The following is a 21653-nucleotide window of genomic DNA, read 5'->3' as shown; positions in this document are numbered from 1 at the left end:
GGATGAAAATACGACTCGGCTACCGAATCGCAACATGGGGCTCGATCTTTGCTCTTACCTTCACGGCCACGCTGCTGACGAACGTCCTGCCGGAATCCGGCCCGCAGCCGATCAAGTCGGCAGCAGGGTGGATGCTGCCCGCTGATGCCGCCATTCCTTCCGTCTTTCCTGTAGACGAACCGGCGAACCCGCTGACGATGCTCAAGCCCGTCCCTTCGACCACGGGGCGCGCCGTCGTCGCCGCGCCCCGCTGGCCTTCCGCCAGAGGACAAGCGGACGGCTCGTCTACAGGTATCTTCCTGCCCTCCGGCGGGGCGCTCCCGGTCAGCGCGCGCTTGAACGAACCGGTCGCACCTCCGCCCGCGCCGCCCAGCCTACCGGCGCGCCCGGCGGAGAAGCCGGCTCCGAAACCGCTTAGCGAGCGAATCGTGGAATATCATCTGAGTGCGGAGCTGGACGCGCAAGGCAAATCGATCCGCGGCACGTCGGCATTGACCTGGAAAAACCCTGGAAGCACACCCGTTCAGGAATTGTATTTTCACTTGTATCCGAACGCCTTCGAATCGAAGAAATCGACCTTCATGAAGGAGTCCGGCGGAAAGCTGCGGCAGGACGCGAGCAAGGAAGGCAGCTTCGGAAACATGACCGTCAGCTCGATCAAGACGCTGGACGGCAACGAAATCGAGCTCAGCGACCGGATCGAATACGTCCAGCCGGACGACGGCAACAAGGATGACAGAACGCTGATCAAGGTGCCGCTGCCCAAAGTGGTCGGACCCGGCGAGAAGGTGACGCTTCGCACCGATTTTTCGGTCAAGCTGCCACAAGTGTTCGCCCGGATGGGGTATGCCGGAGATTTCGTCATGGCCGGCCAATGGTTTCCGAAAGTTGCCGTATATGAACCCAAAGGAGTCCGCGGTCGGGCGGACGAAGGCTGGAATCTGCACCAATATCACGGCAACTCGGAATTTTATGCGGACTTCGGCATCTTCGACGTCAAGCTGAAGGTTCCCTCTGCCTATACCGTTGCGGCCACCGGCTTCCCCACCAAACCTGTCGCCGACGACGGCAAAACGAGAACCTATACCTTCTATGCCGACGACGTGCACGATTTCGCCTGGTCGGCCTCGCCGCATTTCGTTTATTTCGAAGAGCCTTACGCTACTCCCCATGTGCCCGGTGTCCGCATCAAGCTGTATCTCGATCCGAAGCACGAGCGCCTCAAGGCCCGCTACATGACCGCCGCCAAAAAAGCGCTGGCCCGCTACTCTCAATGGTACGGCAGCTACCCGTATTCGACCTTGTCGATCGTCGTACCCCCCGCAGACGGCAACGGGGCCGGAGGCATGGAGTATCCGACGCTCGTCACCGCCTGGGGAGCCGCTGAAGAAAACCCGTCTCTGGAGCTTGAACGGGTCGTCGTGCATGAGATCGGCCATCAGTTCTGGTACGGGATGGTGGCCAACAATGAATTCGAGGAAGCGTGGCTCGACGAAGGCTTTACCTCGTATGCCGAAGACCGGGTCATGGAATCGGAATACGGCGTGCGCCCGAACCTGCTCGTCGAATCGAGCTACATTACGAATCCGGCGGCGCTCAAGCTGAATTCGTGGAGCTACGGCGGGCACAACCAATACGCCGAGAATGTCTACACCCGCTCCAAGCTTGTGCTTAAGGCGATGGAACGGCAGGCCGGGCTGGAGACGATGGATAAAATTTTGCGCACCTACTTCCAGCGCTGGAAGTTCAAGCATCCGGGTACGACCGATTTTCAAAAAACGGTCGAGGACGTGACGAAAACAAGCTGGCAGGAATTTTTCCATCAATACATCTATAACGGCATGATGGTCGACTACGCCGTCACTGGAATCAAGGTCCAGAAAGCGACCGAAACCGGGCAGTCGGTCTACGAGAACAGCGTGCAGCTGCGCAAGCTGGGCGGAACCTACCACAATGTGCCGATCCGCTTTCACTTCGCCGACGGCTCGGAGTTGGATAAGACGTGGGACGGTGTCGACAGCGAAGTGATCATGAAGCTGAATCACGCCTCTCCGCTCGCTTGGGTATCGCTCGACCCGCAGCATTCGATTGTACTGGAAAACAAGCGGATCAACAACTTCATGAAAACGGAGGTCGACACCAAGCTGTCCGTTCGATGGAACATGGGGATCGTCAAATTTTTGGAGACCTTATTCGGCTGGGTCGTCTGGTGAGGTGATGAACATGTGGAATCGGATCAAAAAGGGCTGGGCCATTGCCTGGCACCAACCGTTCGCCGTCTTCGCGCTATTCCTCTACAATCTGCTTTGGGGCGTTGTCTTGTATAAACTCATTCAGTCGGTTGTGCTTCCCCTCCTTCACCGGTATCCCAGCGGGGCGCTTCCCGGCGAGTCGGTACGGCTGTTCTGGATAGAGGGCCAATTTCAGTTGATGAAGACCGACCTAATTGTACCGTACCTATGGACGGGGCTCGGCCTGCTTGGGCTCCGGATGCTGCTGCATCCCGCGCTGAACGCCGGAGTCTTCTACTCCCTTCGGCACGGGGAGCTGAATGCAGGCTACCGGTTTGTAGCCGGCATCCGCAAGCTGTTCTTCCCGTTCCTCGGACTGTACGCGCTCCAGCTCGTTCTGACGATCGGCCCGCTTTACTGGCTTGCGCCTCACGCCGCGAAGCAATACGTCGTTCATGCCTCCTACGTTTCGCTGGGGCAAGCGCTGCTGCCCGCCTTGGCCTTGTACGCCGCCTACCTGTTCCTGCTGCAGCTGCTGTTCCTGTTCCTGCAGATCGGCAAAACGGCCGGGAGGTCCCCGCTGTACACGCTGCTGTTCGCCTTCCGGCATCTGCCGGTCATCGCGCTGGCCGCGCTGGCGGTCGCCACTCTATCGATTGTGCTGTCCGCTGCCGTGTTAGTGTCGTCTTTCTGGTGGGCAGGCTTCGCGGCGCTCGTTCTCATGCAGGTGTACCGGCTGGTGCAAATGTTTTTCAAGGTATGGGAGATTGGCACGCAGTATGCACTTTGGGCGGAGAAGGCATAGCCCTAATCCGCCTCATAAAGTGAAATAATGCCAAAATACGGGAACGTCGTCTTCCGAAAGTGCCGGGAGATGACGTTCTTTTTGGCTTATAAACAAAAGGTTTCATAAATAACCATTGATTCTGTGACAATTTTGTGACAAAGGAAGGAAAACGTCATGTTTGCTCGAATATATGTACTCGGAATTAAAAAAAAGAAAATTTTGCCGAATTTCTGTTCGCAGAAAACGGGGGATCCATTTTTGGGTGAATTGATCTCGCAGTAGAGTGATCATAGGGAACCTTCAACCGAACCCTCAAGCTAACCTCGTAGGCACCGGAAGGGGAAACTTCTTTGAAAAAGCTTGTAGGTTTTGCATTTTCTTTGACCCTGTTTTGCAGCATTTCGGCCGGTAGCGTTTTTGCAGAAACCCCACTAAGCTCAGCGGTTAACGAGGCTTTGGGCACGCCCTACAAGTACGCGGGCACCACGACCAAAGGCTTTGATTGCTCGGGCTATACTTCTTGGGTATTCAACAAATTCGGTGTCGATCTGCCGCACACGTCCAAAGGCCAAGCCGAGCTTGGTTCCGAGGTGGCCAAAGACCAGCTTCGTCCCGGCGACCTGGTGTTCTTCAACACCGATGGCAAAGGGATCTCCCACGTTGGCGTATACGTAGGCGAAGGCAAGTTCTATCACTCCGCTACGGATCAAGGTGTCACCGTTACGAAACTCAGTGACTCCTACTACACCAAGCGTTACGTCACGGCGCGGCGCGTCCTGTCGGACGAGCAGTACAAGCAAGTGATGACTGACAATTAATTTGATGGCCTGAACGGAAGTTTCCCGTACCTTCGAAAGCCCTCAGCGTTTGCCTGCTCTGCGTTCGTTCCAACGAACAGCCGACCGGACAAGCCTGCAGGGCTTTCTGTCTTTAGCGGATAGAGAGCTCTCCCCCCTCGGTACGACGGTTGTGAATAAGCGCAAAAAAACAGAGCTGCCTGACGTCATTCGACGGAGACAGCTCTGTTTCTTGTCATACGCTCTGCGACAGCGGCCCACGCTAGGTTGTGCCGCCAGTTATGGCAGATTAGAGAGTATAGCTGCGAGGCGCTTCCGTATAGGGCGCGGCAACATTCTGGTTCTTCAATTCTTCATAGAAAGCAGCCATCGCCGCATAGATATACGGCTGTACCCACAGCAAGCCGAGGCCGAACGGAATCATGCCGAGCAGAATCCACCCGATAAAGCTCAAGAACAGCATGAACAGCCGGGTCTTGTGTCCGTTCATCATTTCCTTGCTCTGACGCATCGCTTCGAGGGCCGGCATTCCCGGATTGTCGCGCATAATGAAATACGCTTGCGAGTAGCCCAAAGCCGCAATGACCCCCGGTACAATAAGAAGCAGCGACCACAAGAAAATGAAGATGCCCGACACGAGATTTAAAATGAAGGCATTCCCGAACTGGTTGTTATTGAACCCGTCGAAAAAATTGCTGATCGACGTCAATTCGCCGCGAACCGTACCCAGGTAATAACCGTACAGGCCGAACGTCAATGGTCCGGTAATCACCAGGGTACCAATCCATCCGATAAACGGAATGTAGGATATTACGGAAAGAATCACCCCATAAATGAAAACGCCAAGAACCGCGTTCACCCAGTTCCCTTGCAAGCTTTCCCTCGCCATTCGGCGAAGCTCTGAATTTGTTAACATACCAAAACTTCCACTCCCACTAAAAAATTTTTACGCACATTCAACGGTTCCCCGTCCATTCGGCATGTATTATATGATATCTGGTAAAAGCAGGGCATTTCAATGTGATTTTCGACACAATTTGTCAAAATTTCTGGTAATTTAGACCTATTTTTTTCGTCCCCCTGCCAACCTACGTCACTTTTGGACCATTGTTTTGTTATAACGGAGTATATTGACTGTCCGGTTGGTCAGTTATATAATGATCCGGAAAGGAGCTTCGCATGGACCCTAAAGTACACGATAAGCGCATGGAAAAGGGCGAACAAACCCGGATACGAATCTTACACGCTGCGATTGCCATCATTTCGGAGCACGGCATCAGAGAGGTATCGGCGGCCAAGCTCGCGCAGCTGACAGGCGTGAGTAAAAGCAATATATTTCACCATTTCAAATCCATCGACGAAATCCTTCACGGCGTCCTTCACATTTTGTTCGACGAGCTCCTTGAGCCGATGGCGCGGGAATATCAGGACTTGGAACAGTTTCTTCATCAGCTCGGGCAGTCCGTATTCCGAGTGCCCGAACCTTATCTTAAAGCGTTCAAAGCCTTTTTCTCCTTTTATCATGAGGGCATGTTTAATTCGGAGTATCGGGAAGCCCTCCTAAGCTGTACCGACAAAATAACCGAGCTCTTACGACATCAGCTTAACCGGCTGGCTCCCCGTCCCCTTGACGAAAAAATGCTGGATTCCGTGACTGCGCTTCTTTTTTCGCTCATAGACGGCATGGGCCTGCATTATTTGCTGAATGGGAACGGTCAGCTGTACGAACAAGCTTGGCAGCTGCAAGTTAGCATGCTCTGCCGACACTTAGCCGAAGACGACTCCCTGGTTTAAGTCGGGGTTCGTTTCGCATAAAACTGACCGTTCGAACGGTCATATTTTAAATCTTAGGAGGATTTGTCATGAAACCTGTAAACATCCCGGCTTTTTTTCACGAAGTGTTCGGCAAAAGATCGACCGTCTTGGAGTTGGCGCTAACCTTAGGCTTTGGTGTCGGCATGAGCGCGGCGCTCCTTGCTCTAACGTATTCCGAGTGGAGCGGGCTTGTCCTATGGCAGCTGCTTGCCATCCTGCTCTTGGCGCTGGACATCCATGGCGGAGTCATTGCCAACTTCACGCTATCGACCAACAGCCATTACCAGGCTCATCCAGTGGCGCGTCTGGTGTTTATCGGCATTCATGTTCAACCCATTCTGCTCGCCGCCGTCTTGGGGAAAGATTATATCCCTTGCCTTTTCGTCTGGGGCTATACGATCGTGTCGGCATTTATCGTCAATGCCCTCCTAGGGCATCCGGCTCAACGAACGATTGCGGCGGTTTTCGTTTGCACCGGGTTTGCGGGTCTGCTGCTGTTGTTCGGCTCTATCCCCAAGCTTCTTCTCGTCATGCTGTTGTTCTATATCTTTAAAGTCGTGTTCAGCTTCGCGGTGGATCATTATGCGCGGAGGGACAATTAGAAGATGACGGATCGGGACCAATCCACCGGCAACCGGGATATTATCCGTTTGGGAACCGGACATGCCGCTCAAGCTATGGACATTTTGCCGAAAGCCTTCTCCGATGACCCGATGTTCCGCCTACTGTTTCCGGGGGCAAAGCGATCCATCCATATCAGGCATTTTTTTAGCTTTTTATTTCATAAGAGCCTGCTGCTGCAGGAAATGCTGATCGGCGTTCAAGAACAAGGCATGCTGCAGGGCGCCGCATGCGTGGAGCTTCCGACAAGCTATAGGGATGCGGGATTCCTTGCAAAAGCGCGATTTGTCTGTCGGGCGATCGGGCTGCTCTGTCAAGTTCCGCCGCGTTCGTTTGCTTTGATCAATGAGTATATGCGGCTCACGACATCCGTCCGCCCTTCCGCCCCTCATCATTATTTGGTATTTGTGGGTGTGGACCCCGAGCATCAAGGGACAGGACTGGGCAAGCTGCTGCTGAACGAAATTCATGCGCTTGTAGATCAGGACCCGACATCAGCGGGCATCGGATTAGACACGGAAAACGAGGATAATGTTCTCCTGTATGAGCGGTTCGGATATCGGCTCGTAGAGCGAAAAAAATTGGGCGACGTTACCATCTACTGCATGTTCAGACCGCGTCCCTAGGGGTCAATAAGCGCAGGTACCGGTCAACCGAGAGAGTCAGGCGGCGTTCCCTGTTTTTTTCGGATTAGGGCTTAAGGGATTTCCGGATATCGTCCATGGCTCTGCAGCGGAGGCGTGCTTTATAATTTGGGACATGATCGTCTTTTGCAGAAATTTGATTGGATCAGAAATGTAGAATCAGAGAGGAAGGAACACGGTGGTCGACCAAACAATAGAATCATCCGCGACCGAGGGACAAACTGCTGCCGAAGGCTTGGTGACCCTTCCTCGGACCGAACAGCGGATCATGCGTTCGCGGGCCGAGAATCGCGAGTATCGCATTTTCGTCGCCAAGCCGGACGTTGAGCCGCCTCCTATGGGATATCCGGTCATCTATTTGCTTGATGCAAATTCCGTATTCGGTACGATGGCCGAGGCGATACGATTGCAGTCGAGGCGGCCCGAGAAGACCGGAGTCGTTCCGGCCATGATCGTCGGCATCGGCTACGATACGGAAGGGCCGTTTTCGAACGCCCGCTATTACGATTTCACGATGCCTGTACCCGCAGCGGAGCTGCCTCAAAGTCCGCGCGGAACGGAGTGGCCGGAGCTGGGCGGAGCGGATGCTTTTTTGAATTTCATCGAAGAGGACCTGAAGCCGGAGATCGAACGCGAGTTCAGCATCGACCGTGGCAGACAAACGATTTTCGGCCATTCGCTTGGCGGTCTCTTCGCGCTGCATGCGCTTTTTACAAGGCCGGGGACGTTCCAGACTTATGTCGCAGGAAGTCCTTCCATTCATTGGGGCAAAAGAATCCTGCTGGAAGAAGAACGTCGGTTCGCCTCCCGCTTGGAGAAGGAGCCCTGCAGTGTCGGAGTGCTGCTTGCGGTGGGGGAGCGCGAGAAAGATCATCACAGCCATATGAACGATAATGCGAAGGAGCTTGCGGAACGGCTGTCCGCCCTCGCGAGCCGCGGAGTGCGCGTGAAGTTCCATGAGTTCGAAGGCGAAGGGCACGTCTCGGTGCTTCCAGTGTTGATCAGCCGCACCCTGCGGTTTGCTTCGGAAGGCAATCCGCAGTTGGAGGCTGGTCGTCCGTAATCTTGTAGGTTGAGCGCTCCGGAGCCGAAAAGATGCAGGAATAAAGCGCAAAAAGAGCTGCGGCAGCTGCCGGGCGGCAGTCTGCTACAGCTCTAACATTCCACGTCCCTGTTCCTCTTAGCTCTCGATAACGATGCTGTTTAATTTGAGACTGACCGGATTGGCGATCGTATCTCCTACCGGGCATTTGCTCTCGATGAAGCGGATAAATTCCTCTACTTTGTCCTTCGGCGAATCGGTTTTAATTCGAAACGTATAGCGGATTTCGGAATAGCCCGGACGAACCTCCGACCGGTTGAAAAATCCGTCGAGATCAAGATCACCCTCCACGTCAACTTGGAAATCGTCGAGTTTGACCCCGAACTTGGGTGCATAGACTCTGGCTACGATCGATTGGCAAGCGCCTAGCGAAGCCAGCAGCACTTCTACCGGATTCATCCCGGTATCCGTCCCGCCCAAGCTTTTCGGCTCGTCGATCGTCAGCTCGAACTGTCGGGAACTAGCCTTCACTTTCACGCCCTCTTGCAAATGTGCTGTCGCTTTGAAGGTTTTAACCGCGGCCATAGTATACTCTCCTTTGATTGTCGAGTGCATTCCGATTTTTCTCAAAACCACCTTATGAACTGGGCATTTCGGGTATTATAGGATGGTTTTGGTATTCTGTCAATGACATCGGGAATTTAGAGTATGTAAATCTTACTTTCCGCCGGCGGCCGTCCATGGAACGAGCGTATTTTGAGACGCATTCCAGCGCCAAGGGATCGACCGTCCCTGCAGATGTACGCCGCCGTACCATTCGTCGATGCCGTTTAAAGCAATCCAATCCGCTTCCCCGTCCAACACCCTTCCGCCTGCTTCCGTTAATGCAACTGTACCGTGACGAAATGACAGCGCTGAGTCCTTATAGCCGGGAAAAGCATTCAAACCTTCGAGCTTCAGCAACGGGTGCGGACCTTGCGCAAGTTTAGCCAAGCGGTACCAGTATTGAAGATCCCCCATGCCCAGCCCATGAAGCTTATGTCCCATATGCCTGAACAAGTCCAACGGAGAAGTCATGCCGCCGCGGACCATCTCCAAAGTCGTTTGTTCTACAATGCCAAGTCCGTTCCGGATGGAGGGAAACCGCGATAAATGAAGCCGAAAGGCGTCGTGCACATAGGGCAGCGCGGAGATATCCTCCGCTTCAAGCAGGCGAACTAACTTGCCCGGTTCCGGGGCGCAGTAAGCCTCCCAGACGATGGCGCCCAGTTCGAGCTGTTCCCTGCCAACCGATTGCCAGGTGCCCGACAAGGTCGCCATTTGGTTCACGGACAGCTGCCCCAATCCCCGGAAAAGCTCGATTCCCGGGAAGGCCCCGATACACAGCAAGCTAAGCTTCGTTGCGCCTAACGACTGCTGCGCGAACCAATGCAGCAAGCAGCACAGCATCGTCTGATCGAACAAATCATGCTCGAACCACAGCACGATTTCCTCGTAGTTGTGAAAGTCTGCGCGTACCTTCTCCTGCTCTTCGCTTATATGTATAAATTCCGCACTCGGAATTCCCAGCGCCCGCTCCAAATAGCGCGCCCGAACCGATCGGTTGGCCTCCTCGGCCGGGTCGGTAAATACGGGTCCTTCGGGGTACACCTCTCTCCAGACAAGAATGTCGCCTTGGACGACGCCCTGCCGCAGCTTTTCCGCAACGACATCGCCATTGACAATGTGCAGCATTCGCTTTCCTCCTTCGTACAATTGATGAAACACGGAGACGAAATCGGCTACGGGGAGTGTTCCTTTCAGCTTCGCACGGGCGTCGAACAGCCGCTTTTTCAACACCGGAACCGATGTTCCTAAATACGCGGAAATCTCTTGCAGAGAGTAGCCCTGAAAATAAAACAGTTGGACCGCGACGCGCAAGCTGGACGATAAAGCGGCTATGGAATCATGTAGCTGCTGCTGCAATTCTCTTTTTTCGACAATCTCCGGTACGCTTGGCTGTCCCCCGATCGTTTGTGCCAATTGATCGAACGGCACCGTTGGATGCCGCTTCTTCCGCACCAGACGGTGACATTGACGAATCACGATCGTTTTGAACCATCCGGGAAAAGCTTCCGTTTCCTTCAGCTTGCGCAAATGGATAAAAGCTTCCGCAAACGCTTCCTGCACGGCATCCTCCGCCAAATGGGAGTCACGCAGCCTCTCGTACGCAACCGCATAAGCCATCGCTTCGAAACGCCGGACGATAAGGTCAAAAGCTTCCCGGTCTCCATGTTTTGCCCGTTCCACCCAGTGCAGCATTTGTGAGTTTCGCCCCCTTTCATTGCCGTCTCTAGTATAAGGTGCCGAAGGAGGGCACCGAGGTTACAAAAGCTTCGCAAGTTGTATGATAACGAAAATAAGCCGGGAAGGTGTCGATGAAGTTGGGCTCGCACCCAATCGGTTGGGGCTTGGCTATACGCTGGGCCGCGACGGCGATGCTACGGGGGGCAATCCGCAGGCCTTTGGCTATTCAGGCCTAGGGGGCATGATTGGATATGCTGATCCTTCGAGCGAGCTTGCTGTAGCGGTACTGTGTAATCGGATGAAAAGCAGACGTGGTGAAAGGTCACCCGATCATCTTGTTGCGGAGATGATTCGCGAGGTACTTGGATTGTAATGTTGTATAGTTCGTAGACGTACTTAGTAGTGCACATATACGTTTTACGGTCCGTCGTCTCCATCGGGGCGACGGACTTTTTTTCTGATTTAGAGTATGTGTATAGGACACGAGCACTCAATCGGTAGCCTCGGCAGTCTTTGTATATAGTGATTGCTCCGGAAGGGCTTTACAGAACGATACCTTGATCATCCATACGTGAAAGTTGAGTGGCCAGTTGTTTTCGCGGATTCAAAGTTTCCTTCATGAGATGATCAACATATTTTCTGACGCTCTTATTAGCGTTATCAGGATCTACTCCGACAGAGCCATACTGTATAAAATGCGGAAGAAATACCATCCCTATCGCATTGGCAGTCGCCTGGAAAGGTCTGGTCAACTCACTGATCGTATAGTGATTATAGCCTCCTGCTCGATACGAATGCTGCGGCCCTCCAACTGAAATGGCCAACATGAATTCTTTTCCGAGCAATGCGTTACCTCCGGGACCGTAAGCCCATCCATAGGTTAGTACTTCTTCCATCCAGACTTTTAATAAAGGCGGACAGTTGTACCAATAAAATGGAAATTGAAACACGATTCGTTCATGCTCGGACAAAAGCTGCTGTTCAAACGGCACGTTAATCGGATGATTCCGATACTTTTCATAAAGATCATGTACGGTGACGCTTTGAATCGTCTCCAGTTCCATTTTCCAACGATTATTGATTATCGATTTATCCAGATTCGGGTGTGCTACTATAACAAGAATTTTCATAAAACAACCTCCTTGTATGCTTCACGATTTCAAATGGTCTTCAAGAAGATCACTGGTCTCATACAATTCTAGAGTTAATGCATCCCCTTTTTCCTGTCCCAGAATCTCGGCGTAGCGTTTGTGCAGATTTCCCCAACAAGTTTCGATTATATCTTGCAGCTGCTTGCCTTTGTCAGTTGAAAAAAACAGGGACGTTCTGCCGCTCGTCTGGTTCGTCAAGAAGCCTTTGCCGACTAGCTTCTCGATAAGACGAGTAATCGTAGATTGGTGGAGATGGACGATTTCGGCAAGCTCTTTTTGCGAGATTCCTTCTTTTTCATAGACAGCCATAAGAATGAACGCATAAGTTGGGGACAAACCGGTCGGCGAGAACTCTTCTTCAGCCATTTTCGTTATGAGTCGGCTAAGGCGGTTCGCAGAAAAGTATAAGCAGCCTTTAAAATAGTTATCGAGCAACGGTAGCACCCGCCTTTTCTGTGATTAAGGTATGAGGATTTGTCCATTTGCAGAGCCTTCAATCGCCTCCACATAGGAACGAGCGACTTCACTTGCCAACGTCCCTTTTGTTGGATCCATACCTAACCGGATTAAGGATTCCCTAACCCAACCCGGGCTAACAATATTTAAACGGATGCCCCTCGGCATTTCAATTGCTGCATGACGTACAAACCCTTCAAGTCCCACATTAACGAGATGACCTACCGAACTGCCGGGGGAAGGCGTTTTGAAAGCTCCGCTTGTCAGTGTAACGGATCCGTCATCATTCAGGTTGGTGATTGCGCGTCTAAGCATCATGATTTGCCCGATCAACTTCTTCAAGCCAAAGGAAAAATCAGCCTCCCAATGATCTGAATGCCATGGTGTCAATTTCCCGCTTTGCGCGGTGCAAACGATCGCATCGAGTTTGCCTATACTGCCGAACAACTTATGGATCGTATTGGCATCGTCCAAGTCCACATGCACAGTTCCCTTCCTCGACGCTCTTATGACTTCATGTTTCACTTCGAGGACTTCGGCAACCGCCGAGCCGATTATTCCCGTTCCACCGATCACAAGAATACGTTTTTTCATGAAAACTACCCCTTCATGATATATGTATGTACATACATATATAATATACATTTGATTATAATTGTCAATATCAACTATGCACGCTGTCGATGCGCTCCGCGATCGTCTTGAACCTCACGCTGCGTAATTATATTGTAATATCATGAACAAGCGGCGCTTCCCCAGAACAAGCTGTTAGCCATGCTGCGAATGATGCAGGGATGGAACGGCGGTCATTCCATTTGGGATTGCATGGGCAGCGGGCAAAACGCCGGATTCGGCCCCAACACTATCTCCCTTACTTGTGGTACGGTTTAGCTTGCAGAAGTCGGAGCTTATCTGGAAATAAAGAGAGCGCCGTCATTACCTCTGTTGCGATGTGTTACCGAACTTTCATATGTCGTCTCTTAGGGTCATCGCTTTAAGAATAACCGCAGCAGCCTCTGCACGAGTGGTATTGTTTTTTTATACCATCCTCATAACCGTTAATTAGCCCGTTTTCGGCTGCAGTGGCTATACCTTCAATTGCCCAACTGGAAACCGCCGAAGAGTCCAAAAAGCTGACAGATTTACTCGAAGCATTCAGCCCCAACGCACGGACTACGATCACCGCCATTTGCTCACGAGTGATCAGATCGTTCGGACGGAAGTTATGGTCTTCAAAACCGGCGATAATTCCCAAAGCTGCGGCCCCCCCCCGATCGAATCTTTAGCCCATTGGCCGGTTGTATCGTCGAAGGCGCGGCTTTCCGACGCTTTCAGCTTGAGAGCCTTTACCAGGATGGAGACAAACTCAGCTCTTGTAATCGAGTTATTCGGTTTAAAAGTCAGATCAGGGTATCCGTTGATTGCCCCTGTTTGGACCAATGCTCATTCAGCCAGTAGACTGCTGCCCTCAGAGAGTAAATTAATGGTTTCCAGGTACGGATGGAGGCAAAGCACACGATCAATAAGTACCAGACTGCCGGACTGTGGCTGGTTCCGGGGCTTCTGCAACTACTTTCAGCGAATTCTCGTTTGCAAGCTGTTGACAGAAAAGCCCAAAGAGGGCCGCAACAGCCTGCCCATTGGCAACCTGTCACAGCCCCCCAACCCGCGTCCGACGCGGCCTCTCGGTTCTTACTCTTCCCCCGTCGCGATCGGATTCCCCTCGTACGAAATCCAATCGCTCCAGCTTCCGGGGTACAGCTTCACATTGTTCAGCCCCGCCTCGCTCAGCGCGATCACATTCGGGCAGGCCGTAACGCCGGAGCCGCAGTAAACGATGATCTCCTCCGCCTGACGAAGCCCGTCGAAACGCTCGACCAGCGCAGCTTCGCTCTTCCAAGCACCGGTCTCGTCCGAGGCGTCCTTCCAAAAATATGACTTCGCGCCGGGAATATGTCCGGCTACCTTGTCGATCGGCTCCTCGATGCCGAGATAGCGCTTCGCTTCGCGGGAATCGATCAAAGTCACGCCGGGCTTGCCCAGCCGTTCCTTGACCTGCTCGACGCTGACAGCCAAGTCTTCGCGCACGCGGGGCGTAAATACGGCCTCGCGCAGCAGCGGCGACTCGTCGGTGACAGGGTAGCCCGCTTCCTTCCACTTGCTGTAGCCTCCATCCAAAAGATATACCTTCTCATGACCAAGATAGGTGAGCAGCCACCACAAGCGCGAAGCCATCGCTCCGCCCTGATCGTCGTAAGCGACGACGGTGGAGCCGGCATGGATGCCCGCTTGCCCCAGCTTCGCCGCAAGCTCCTGCACGTCAGGGAGCGGATGGCGACCGCCGTGTTCCGTGATCGGGCCCGACAGGTCTTGTTCCAGGTCAAAATACACCGCGCCGGGAATGTGATCGATGTCGTAGCCTTGCTTCCCCGATTCCGACTTCCCCAGCGTGAACCGGCAGTCCGCGATGACGATGTGATCGTCCGTACCATGTTCGAAGAGCCACGGTTGGCTTATAATATGCTTCAAACCAATCACTTCCTTAGATGGGATGAAATACGGTATAGTTATCAGTATACAACGGAAAAATGCCCGGCGGAAGCGCAATCGTCGGCGTAAAAAACAGGAGGAACGATGCAAAACGAAACGAAAAGCTTCCGTCTCGTTCCGATGCAGGAAGATCACGGACGCGACATCTGTACATGGAAGTATCCGCCTCCCTACGATTTGTACCATTGGGACCCGTGGGAGTGGATGGTGACGCGCGGCGAGGAATTCGGCGACCCGCACATCCGCGCGGCGCAGTACCGGTCTGTGCTCGACGAATCCGGGGAGCTGTGCGGCTTTGCGCAGTTTTTCCCGATGGTCGGCGTCACGCGCCTCGGGCTCGAACTGCAGCCGGACTTATGCGGCAAGGGTAGCGGCACGGCGTTTGTTCACGCCATCGTCTGCGAGGCCAAGCGCAGCTCACCGGGCAACGAAATCGATCTGGAAGTGTTGACGTGGAATCAGCGGGCCATCCGGACCTACGAGCGGGCAGGCTTTGTCATCACGGATACGTATGAACGCCCGACGCCGGAAGGGTCCGGCGAGTTTCACTGCATGGTATGGACAGGCACGATTAACGAAGGAGGAGAAGACAATGGGGAATGACGTACGACCGAAGGCCGAGCTGCTTGCCGAGTTTCGCGGGCTGCTCGCTTTTGCGGAGGAAATTAACAGCGTGGACGAGCGGACATGGGACAAGCCTATGGCGCCAGGCAAGTGGACGATGAAAGAAGTGGCCGGGCATCTGCTGCTGTGGGACCAGTATTTCTATGAATCGGCGGTCGGCAAAATCGCGGAAGGCAAGCCGCTGACACTGAAGCATCTGGATTTTGACGTGTTTAACGCCAGGGCGGCGCAGTATGGGCGGGATCAATCCGGCGGCAAGCTTGTGGAGGAGCTCGTATTATGGCGCAGCCGGCTTGCGGATACACTGGAAGGGTTGCCCGACACGGAGTTCCGCCGTTCGTTTCCGGACTTGGATGGCAAGCCGTTCGTCATCTCGGAGTACATCCCGGATTTCGTCTGGCATGACCGGCATCATATGAAGCAAATTCGCGAATTTTTGAATCAATCGAGCTAAGATCGGAGATCATCGAATGAAAAAAGAAGCGCTGGTCCGGATCGCAGACATTCTGAACCGAAACGCTATTGAGTGGGGGCTTGGAGGATCGTCCATGCTCTGGTTCCACGGGCTCATCGACCGCCCCAACGACATCGATCTGCTCGTCGCGGAGCACGATGCGCTGCGGACGCATGAGCTGCTAAGCCGGCTCGGAACGTACGAGGTGCTGCAGCCGAAGGAACCGTTCTGCACCAAATACTTCACCCATTACACCATACTCGGTACGGAAGTCGATGTCATGGGCTTGCTCAGCATCCGGCATGCGGAAGGCGAATACCGGTTGGACTGGCGCATGGACGCAAACACACGGGTCGAGCCGCTGGAGGGCGTCTCCGTCCCGCTGACGCCGCTGGAAGATTGGTTCGTGCTGTACATGCTTATGCCCGGACGAGGCGGTAAAGTCGACCTCATCGAAGCCTGCTTGAAGCGGCAGGGCGTTCGGCGGGACCTGCTGGAGGCCGCCTTGCGGCAGCCGCTGCCGGCCGAAGTACGCGCACGCGTGCTTGCAGCCATCGCAGAGGCGGGAGGCTAAAGTAAGCGCTACGGCGTGCGCTCGTCTGCGCTTCCAGCGTAAGCCTCGTCATACCGGGCGACGCTCGCGAAATCGAGCTCCGTCAACCCGCCCGCATTCCACGATGTCAGACGGAGCGTCACCATCCGATAATCGATGGCGATCATCGGGTGATGGTTCATGGCCTCTGCGATGTCAGCGATCCGGTTCACAAACGCGATACTGCCTGTGAAGGCGGGGAAGCGGTATTTTTTCACCAGCCACTTCCCCTCTTCCACCGTCCAGCCCTCAAGACCGGACAGCCTCGCCTTCACTTCTTCCGCCATCAGCTTGCTCCCCATACCCTGCCGCCCCTCTTATACCAAGTGTATGACCCTTGTTAGCGCTTCCCCTTGATCAATGCGGATGACATGCCGCTTCGGGTCGTGCGTAACGGTGCAGTCGCCGACGCTCATCTGCACTTCCGTTCCGAGCCCGTAGAACAAGTCGTCGGCCAGCGTCTTGATGCACTCCTTCCGCTCGCCTTCGTTCAATTCGCCCCAGTCCTCGGCCGACATTTCCAGAAATTCGTGGCACCGTTCGATTTCTTGCAGCGCATTCGTGAAATCGTAGATAATATCTCGGTATTCCCTGCCGAATTTAATGCCCATCATTCTCCGCCTTTCCCATTGCCACCATCGTTTCCGCGTATCTGATTCGCCCTTGTCCGTATATTCATGCTCTCCGAAGAGACGGCGGCTCGCGGCCGGGCGGACGGCAACGGCAATCATGTTTGGCAATCCTTTTGACTCATTGTACTCGGAAACCGGACCGCCCGCAACCGCAGCAATAAAGCCGTATACGAGGAAAAAAAGTCGCATTTCGGCCTTGATCCGGCACGCATTTCGATGCAAAATCTGGTACACTATAAGGATAGACAAAAAGGGCGGTGGGCGAAACATGCTGAAGCTGCAGATTCCGAAAAATCGAATAAATGAACTGATCGGGCATCTGCGCGACACTTTCGACCCGGCCAGGCTTGAGCGCGGATGGGCTTATTACCACAAGGGACAAGTGGCGGAGCTGGAGCTGAAGCATGGCGTGGAAGTACATGCTTTGGTGCGCGGTACGAAGCGCTACGAAGTGATTCTCGATCTGGACCAGTTCGGCAAAAGCGAATGCAGCTGCCCGGACGGGGACAACTGCAAGCATATGGCCGCAGTCGCTTTCGCTCTGTACGCGCCGTTCGGCCGTCCTGAGCTGCTGCTGCAGCACCTCAAGCAGGCGATCGCCGTGCGTTCGCGGCAGCAGGCCAAGCAGACGGCGGTCTCCAAGGCCGCGGAGAAGCGGCAGGACCGGTTCGAGCCTCCGGCTCCGGATCAGACGCCGGCCCAGTGGCAGAAGTTTTTCGACCAGCAGTTTTACGGCTTTTCCCTTAACCAGCAGCAGTCGATCGAGCTGTTCTACAGTGCGGTCAAGGAAAAGCTGCTGCCCTACGGCGAAGGCTGGGAGCAGCCGCTGCGGGGGCTGTACTCGCTTCATGTGCTGTTCTTCGTGATGCGGAAAATCGAACAATTTTATCAGGAGACGAAAACGTCTTACCTTTCTTACTATATCGAAACGGGCTGCCGAACGGTCGGCCGTCAATGTCTGGAGGAGCTGCTGCGGCTTGTGCCCCGGCTCGATGTCGCCCTGCTGGCGGAAAAAGCTTCGGCTCCCTGGAAGGAGACGCTCGGTCTGCTGGCGGAAGCAGCGCTGTCAGGGAAGGAATCGCCTTTGTCGTGGTCTACCGTCTACCGCAGCGTCTGGTGGCGGATGACAAGCTACCCCGCTTGGGTGGCGGAGGAACGCGCCCGGCTGCGGCTCATGCTGGAATCGCCCGATCTGATGCCGAGGCGGCGGGATGCGCTGCTGCTGGCGGAGGCGCATTTTGACGTGATCGAAGGCGACGACGACGCGGCGCGGCAGAAGCTCGAAGCGCTGTCCAAGCGGGAAGCGCGGGACTACTTCCTCTATCTGCACCGCTGCTACGAAGAAAAAGCGTGGGACCGGATGCTGGCTTGGCTGCGCTGGCTATTGCCGGTCGTGCAGCGGGCTCAGCAGGAGGAGCTACGGCAGTTTTGCCAATATTGGATGGAAGCGGTGCAGCAGCAGACCGACGACGGCGAGTGGGTGTCGGTTATGATCGCGCTTCTGCCGCGGACATACCATTTCTATACGGCTTACTTGATGAAGGCGCAGCGCTACAAGGCTTGGATCGATTTGCAGCTCTCGAATCGCGTCTCGCCGCTGGATTTGTACTCGCTGGATTTGCAAGCAGTCGAAAAGCACGACCCGTCGCTGATGCTGCCTCTGTTTCACCAGGCGGTAGAGCGTTGCATCGCGGAGAAAAACCGGACGGCCTACAAAAACGCCGTGCGTTTGCTGAAAAAGCTGCACACCCTATACAAAAAAGTGAACCGGTCGAACGACTGGGAAGATTTCATTTACCGGCTGGCGATGAAATATTCGCGCCTGCGCGCGCTGCAGGAAGAGCTGAGGAAAGGAAAATGGATTCCATGACCGATACGGGCCTCACCCACGTCCATGTGCGTTGGGCGCCGCAGGGCGGCTTCTTCCTGTGGGGCGCCCGCTATAACGGTGGCGTCTGCGACGCTTATGATTTGCGGGACTGGCTGTTCGCTTGGCACGAGCCTTCTTTCTACGGAACGTTCATCGAAGTCGTCGAGTCGCAAAACGTCGAAGGATTGCTGCTGCCTGTGCTGGAAGCGCTTGACTATTTTGCGGCGCCGGGCGTCGTTCGGCATCAACGGCTCGCCTTCGGCCACGAGCTGAAGGAGCTGACGCAGCTTGCGCCCCATGTCAAGGAAGCGCTGACGCACGGCCGCTTCATGCCGGATTTCGCGAAGTGGAAGGCCGGAGAGCTCGGCTGGAAGCTGCAGCTGCCCGAGTCGGCAGCGGCCTGGTCCGCCTCGCCGGTTGCGCAGCATTGGCTGGACCTGCTCATCCCGGCGTGGATTCAGGAGGACGGCGTCATGCGCCAGAGTCTGGAGCAGCTGGAGCGCTCGTTTCCGCTGCTTGGACGCGGGGGTGGGCAAGCGGCCGAGCTGTGGATGGACGAGGAGGACTGGCTCATCTCCATCGGCTGGCAGTCCGACGGCACGCCGTTCCGCACGTGCCTGAAGCTCGAAGAGCCGGCGGAGTCCGGCGGCGCTTGGCCGCTTCGCGTCGTGCTGCAGGACCGCAGCGACAAGGACGTGCAGCGCGAGGTGGCCCCGTCCGCCGTCGCCGGTTGGGCCGCGGCGGAGCCGGAGTCCGGCGGGACGGCCACGGACGAGGCCGCGAGCGAGGCGGCAGGCGGCATAGCGCCGCCTGAACCGCAAGCGGAAGCGCCCGCGGATAGCGAGGCCTTGGCGGCCGCAGCAGCTGAGGCGCTCCCCGCCGAGTGGCGCGCGCATCTCGGCCGCGCAGCGCGAGATGCGGCAAAATGGCGGCGCATGCTGCCGTGGCTGGCCGAGGGCGAAGCCGGGCTGCGCAGCACGCTGACGCCGGACGAGGCGTGGGAGCTGCTGGCCAAAGGCAGCCTGCGCCTGATGGAAGCGGGCTATTCGGTCATCCTGCCCGCATGGTGGGAACGCATCCGCAGATGGCGTCCGCGCCTCAAAGCGAAGATCAAATCATCGGTCGGCTCCGGCCCGCAGTCGATGTTCGGTCTGAATCAGCTCATGCAGTTCGATTGGAAAATCGCGCTGGGCGACGTCGAGCTGACCGAAGCCGAATTTCGCGAGCTGCTGGAGCAGAACCGCCGGCTCGTGCAGATCCGCGGGCAATGGGTGCAGCTCGATCCGGTTCATCTCGCCCAGCTCCAGCGCGTCATGCATCAGGTGGAGAAGAAGCAGGGGCTGTCGTTCCGGGACGTGCTGGAGCTTCATCTCCTCGGCTCCAGCGAAGGCGAAGAGGACAAAGACTTCCACCGTACGATCAACATGGAAGTCGAGCTTGACGAGCAGCTTCAAGAGCTTGTCGATCTGCTCAACCACGCGAAGCGCCCTCCGCTGCTGGAGCCGCCGGACAGCTTCCGCGGCAAGCTGCGGCCGTATCAGGTGGAAGGCATCTCGTGGCTCGTGTTCTTGCGCGAATGCGGCCTCGGCGGCTGTCTGGCCGACGACATGGGGCTCGGCAAGACGATCCAGATGATCACGTATTTGCTGCATCTCCAGGAGCAGCGGCTGGCCGCCGATCCCCAAGCGGCCGCCACGCCGCAGACGGGCGAAACCGCCCCTTCCCTGCTGATCTGCCCGACGTCCGTGCTGGGCAACTGGCAGAAGGAACTGCAGCGCTTCGCGCCGGACCTGCGCGTGCATCTGCATTACGGGCCGGCACGGGCCAAAGGAAACGGCTTCGCCGAGAGCTGCAGCGAAAGCGACCTCGTGCTGACGACGTACACGCTGTCGCATCTGGACGAAGCGGAGCTAGGCTCCGTTTCGTGGGAATCGATCTGCCTCGACGAAGCGCAGAACATTAAGAACGCCTACACGAAGCAGGCGCAATCGATCCGCAAGCTTGCCGGACGGCACCGGATCGCCCTGACCGGGACCCCGATCGAGAACCGGCTGACCGAGTTGTGGTCGATCTTCGATTTTCTCAACCCGGGCTATCTCGGCACGCTGCGCGATTTCACCCAGCGGTACGTCGGCGCCATCGAGCGTACGCAGGACAAGGAGCTCATCGCCAAGGTGCAGCGGCTGATCCGACCCTTTCTGCTGCGGCGCGTCAAGAAGGACCCGTCCATTCAGCTCGATCTGCCGGAAAAGTACGAGTACAAAACATACGTCTCGCTCACAGCCGAGCAGGCGACGCTGTACGAGAACTATATTCAAGACATGTTCGAGCGGATCGACAAGCTGTCGGCCATGGAGCGCCGCGGGATGATTCTCGCCGCGCTGACGAAGCTAAAGCAGATCTGCAACCATCCGGCGCTGCTCGCCAAGGATGCCGTCCGTCCGCCGTGGCGCGAACGGTCGAACAAGGTCGAACGGCTGCTGGAAATGGTGCAGGAGCTGCGGCAGGAAGGCGACAAGTGCCTCATTTTCACCCAATTCGTGGAGACCGGACATTTGCTGCAGCGGGTGCTGCAAGAAGAGTTCGGAGGCAAGGTGCCCTTTCTTCACGGAGGCAGCTCCAAGGCGGAGCGGGACCGCATGATCGAAACGTTCCAAGGCGAAGTGCCGCCGGCGGAAGACGATTCGGGCATTTTCCTGCTGTCGCTCAAAGCCGGCGGCACCGGACTTAATCTGACCGCGGCGAATCACGTGTTCCATTTCGACCGCTGGTGGAATCCTGCGGTGGAAAACCAGGCGACGGACCGTGCCTTCCGGATCGGCCAGACGCGCCATGTGCAGGTGCACAAATTCGTCACGCTGGGGACGCTGGAGGAACGCATCGACGAGATGATCGACAAGAAGCTCGGACTGAGCCAGCAAATCGTCGGCACCGGCGAGCAGTGGATCACCGAGCTGTCGACGGACGACTTAAGAGATCTATTCTCCTTGCGCAGCGAATGGGTGGAGCGCGCCTGAGCCGCTCCGCCGCTTCATCTAAAATACGGCTCGCCGGCAGGAAACGAAGACCTGCGGCAAGCCGCTCCCTTTTTTTCTCTTCGC

Annotated in this window: 24 protein-coding genes and 1 riboswitch; of the genes, 13 read left to right on the top strand and 11 right to left on the bottom strand. The window is 55.6% G+C overall.

The genetic code is table 11. The annotated features are described in order from the left end of the window. Positions 1 to 197 precede the first annotated feature (197 nt). The 3 genes from ET33_RS24960 (at position 198) to ET33_RS24950 (ending at position 3836) form a co-directional block, all read left to right on the top strand. Positions 198 to 2213 (top strand): M1 family metallopeptidase, encoded by a 2016-nt coding sequence (locus tag ET33_RS24960; protein WP_407668114.1) that lies wholly within the window; start codon positions 198 to 200, stop codon positions 2211 to 2213. A 10-nt stretch (positions 2214 to 2223) separates the two neighbouring features. After that, complete coding sequence (locus ET33_RS24955; protein ID WP_200879237.1) at positions 2224 to 3036, top strand: hypothetical protein; 813 nt, start codon at positions 2224 to 2226, stop codon at positions 3034 to 3036. 192 nt (positions 3037 to 3228) lie between these two features. Continuing rightward, positions 3229 to 3365, top strand: a riboswitch (cyclic di-AMP (ydaO/yuaA leader). Positions 3366 to 3368: 3 nt separating this feature from the next. Then, a complete protein-coding gene (locus ET33_RS24950) occupies positions 3369 to 3836 on the top strand; it encodes a C40 family peptidase (RefSeq protein ID WP_036688362.1) in 468 nt (155 codons plus the stop codon). A 268-nt stretch (positions 3837 to 4104) separates the two neighbouring features. On the opposite strand, the gene ET33_RS24945 is transcribed toward ET33_RS24950, so the two are convergent. Continuing rightward, a complete protein-coding gene (locus tag ET33_RS24945) occupies positions 4105 to 4731 on the bottom strand; it encodes a DUF975 family protein (RefSeq protein ID WP_036688360.1) in 627 nt (208 codons plus the stop codon). 263 nt (positions 4732 to 4994) lie between these two features. On the opposite strand from ET33_RS24945, the gene ET33_RS24940 reads away from it, so the two are divergent. The 4 genes from ET33_RS24940 (at position 4995) to ET33_RS24925 (ending at position 7958) form a co-directional block, all read left to right on the top strand. Then, positions 4995 to 5609, top strand: a complete 615-nt coding sequence (locus tag ET33_RS24940; RefSeq protein ID WP_036688358.1) for a TetR/AcrR family transcriptional regulator — start codon at positions 4995 to 4997, stop codon at positions 5607 to 5609. 68 nt (positions 5610 to 5677) lie between these two features. Continuing rightward, entirely contained in the window at positions 5678 to 6232 is a 555-nt protein-coding gene (locus ET33_RS24935) for a hypothetical protein (RefSeq protein WP_036688355.1), read from the top strand. Between the two features lie 3 nt (positions 6233 to 6235). Further along, a complete protein-coding gene (locus ET33_RS24930) occupies positions 6236 to 6877 on the top strand; it encodes a GNAT family N-acetyltransferase (protein WP_051775579.1) in 642 nt (213 codons plus the stop codon). A gap of 211 nt (positions 6878 to 7088) precedes the next feature. Further along, entirely contained in the window at positions 7089 to 7958 is an 870-nt protein-coding gene (locus ET33_RS24925) for an alpha/beta hydrolase (protein ID WP_051775582.1), read from the top strand. A gap of 117 nt (positions 7959 to 8075) precedes the next feature. Here the strand turns inward: ET33_RS24925 and ET33_RS24920 are convergent, their stop codons facing one another. Further along, positions 8076 to 8522: an OsmC family protein gene (locus tag ET33_RS24920; protein WP_036688346.1), complete on the bottom strand. Its 447-nt coding sequence runs from the start codon at positions 8520 to 8522 to the stop codon at positions 8076 to 8078. Positions 8523 to 8654: 132 nt separating this feature from the next. Next, on the bottom strand, positions 8655 to 10238 hold the full coding sequence (locus tag ET33_RS24915) for a sigma-70 family RNA polymerase sigma factor (RefSeq protein ID WP_036688342.1): 1584 nt from the start codon (positions 10236 to 10238) through the stop codon (positions 8655 to 8657). Positions 10239 to 10323: 85 nt separating this feature from the next. Between ET33_RS24915 and ET33_RS40670 the strand changes: the two genes are divergently transcribed. Continuing rightward, entirely contained in the window at positions 10324 to 10596 is a 273-nt protein-coding gene (locus ET33_RS40670) for a serine hydrolase (protein WP_036688338.1), read from the top strand. Between the two features lie 169 nt (positions 10597 to 10765). Here the strand turns inward: ET33_RS40670 and ET33_RS24905 are convergent, their stop codons facing one another. The 6 genes from ET33_RS24905 to ET33_RS24885 form a co-directional block, all read right to left on the bottom strand. Next, positions 10766 to 11353, bottom strand: coding sequence for an NAD(P)H-dependent oxidoreductase (locus ET33_RS24905; protein ID WP_036688335.1), 588 nt, complete (start codon positions 11351 to 11353; stop codon positions 10766 to 10768). Between the two features lie 21 nt (positions 11354 to 11374). Beyond that, a complete protein-coding gene (locus ET33_RS24900) occupies positions 11375 to 11809 on the bottom strand; it encodes a MarR family winged helix-turn-helix transcriptional regulator (protein WP_036688331.1) in 435 nt (144 codons plus the stop codon). Positions 11810 to 11833: 24 nt separating this feature from the next. Beyond that, entirely contained in the window at positions 11834 to 12424 is a 591-nt protein-coding gene (locus ET33_RS24895) for a short chain dehydrogenase (RefSeq protein WP_036688327.1), read from the bottom strand. A 400-nt stretch (positions 12425 to 12824) separates the two neighbouring features. Continuing rightward, positions 12825 to 13085 (bottom strand): S-layer homology domain-containing protein, encoded by a 261-nt coding sequence (locus ET33_RS37730; protein ID WP_081890479.1) that lies wholly within the window; start codon positions 13083 to 13085, stop codon positions 12825 to 12827. Beyond that, complete coding sequence (locus ET33_RS24890) at positions 13034 to 13270, bottom strand: S-layer homology domain-containing protein (RefSeq protein ID WP_051775578.1); 237 nt, start codon at positions 13268 to 13270, stop codon at positions 13034 to 13036. The genes ET33_RS37730 and ET33_RS24890 overlap by 52 nt, the downstream gene beginning before the upstream one ends. A 252-nt stretch (positions 13271 to 13522) precedes the next feature. Next, a complete protein-coding gene (locus ET33_RS24885) occupies positions 13523 to 14359 on the bottom strand; it encodes a sulfurtransferase (RefSeq protein ID WP_036688323.1) in 837 nt (278 codons plus the stop codon). Positions 14360 to 14464: 105 nt separating this feature from the next. Here ET33_RS24885 and ET33_RS24880 point away from each other — a divergent pair, with 105 nt between their 5' ends. Genes ET33_RS24880 through ET33_RS24870 form a run of 3 tightly spaced genes read left to right on the top strand, consistent with a single transcriptional unit; the run spans position 14465 to position 16032 of the window. Continuing rightward, a complete protein-coding gene (locus ET33_RS24880) occupies positions 14465 to 14983 on the top strand; it encodes a GNAT family N-acetyltransferase (protein ID WP_036688320.1) in 519 nt (172 codons plus the stop codon). Continuing rightward, positions 14973 to 15458, top strand: a complete 486-nt coding sequence (locus ET33_RS24875) for a DinB family protein (protein WP_036688315.1) — start codon at positions 14973 to 14975, stop codon at positions 15456 to 15458. Before ET33_RS24880 ends, ET33_RS24875 begins: the two co-directional genes overlap by 11 nt. A gap of 16 nt (positions 15459 to 15474) precedes the next feature. After that, complete coding sequence (locus ET33_RS24870; RefSeq protein WP_051775577.1) at positions 15475 to 16032, top strand: nucleotidyltransferase family protein; 558 nt, start codon at positions 15475 to 15477, stop codon at positions 16030 to 16032. 8 nt (positions 16033 to 16040) lie between these two features. Here the strand turns inward: ET33_RS24870 and ET33_RS24865 are convergent, their stop codons facing one another. Further along, on the bottom strand, positions 16041 to 16352 hold the full coding sequence (locus tag ET33_RS24865; RefSeq protein WP_036688311.1) for a 4a-hydroxytetrahydrobiopterin dehydratase: 312 nt from the start codon (positions 16350 to 16352) through the stop codon (positions 16041 to 16043). Positions 16353 to 16367: 15 nt separating this feature from the next. Continuing rightward, positions 16368 to 16781: a hypothetical protein gene (locus tag ET33_RS24860; protein ID WP_235206807.1), complete on the bottom strand. Its 414-nt coding sequence runs from the start codon at positions 16779 to 16781 to the stop codon at positions 16368 to 16370. A 169-nt stretch (positions 16782 to 16950) separates the two neighbouring features. Here ET33_RS24860 and ET33_RS24855 point away from each other — a divergent pair, with 169 nt between their 5' ends. Both ET33_RS24855 and ET33_RS24850 read left to right on the top strand, forming a co-directional pair. Continuing rightward, positions 16951 to 18552 carry an SWIM zinc finger family protein gene (locus ET33_RS24855; protein ID WP_036688307.1) on the top strand — a complete coding sequence of 534 codons (1602 nt, stop codon included), beginning with the start codon at positions 16951 to 16953 and terminating at the stop codon, positions 18550 to 18552. Further along, positions 18540 to 21569, top strand: coding sequence for a DEAD/DEAH box helicase (locus ET33_RS24850; RefSeq protein WP_081890477.1), 3030 nt, complete (start codon positions 18540 to 18542; stop codon positions 21567 to 21569). The genes ET33_RS24855 and ET33_RS24850 overlap by 13 nt, the downstream gene beginning before the upstream one ends. Positions 21570 to 21653 lie beyond the last annotated feature (84 nt).

The organism is Paenibacillus tyrphae, assembly GCF_000722545.1.
GTDB classification, from domain to species: Bacteria; Bacillota; Bacilli; order Paenibacillales; family NBRC-103111; genus Paenibacillus_G; species Paenibacillus_G tyrfis.
The sequence above is the reverse complement of the archived record's forward strand: the minus strand, read 5'-3'. Positions and strand labels throughout refer to the sequence as shown.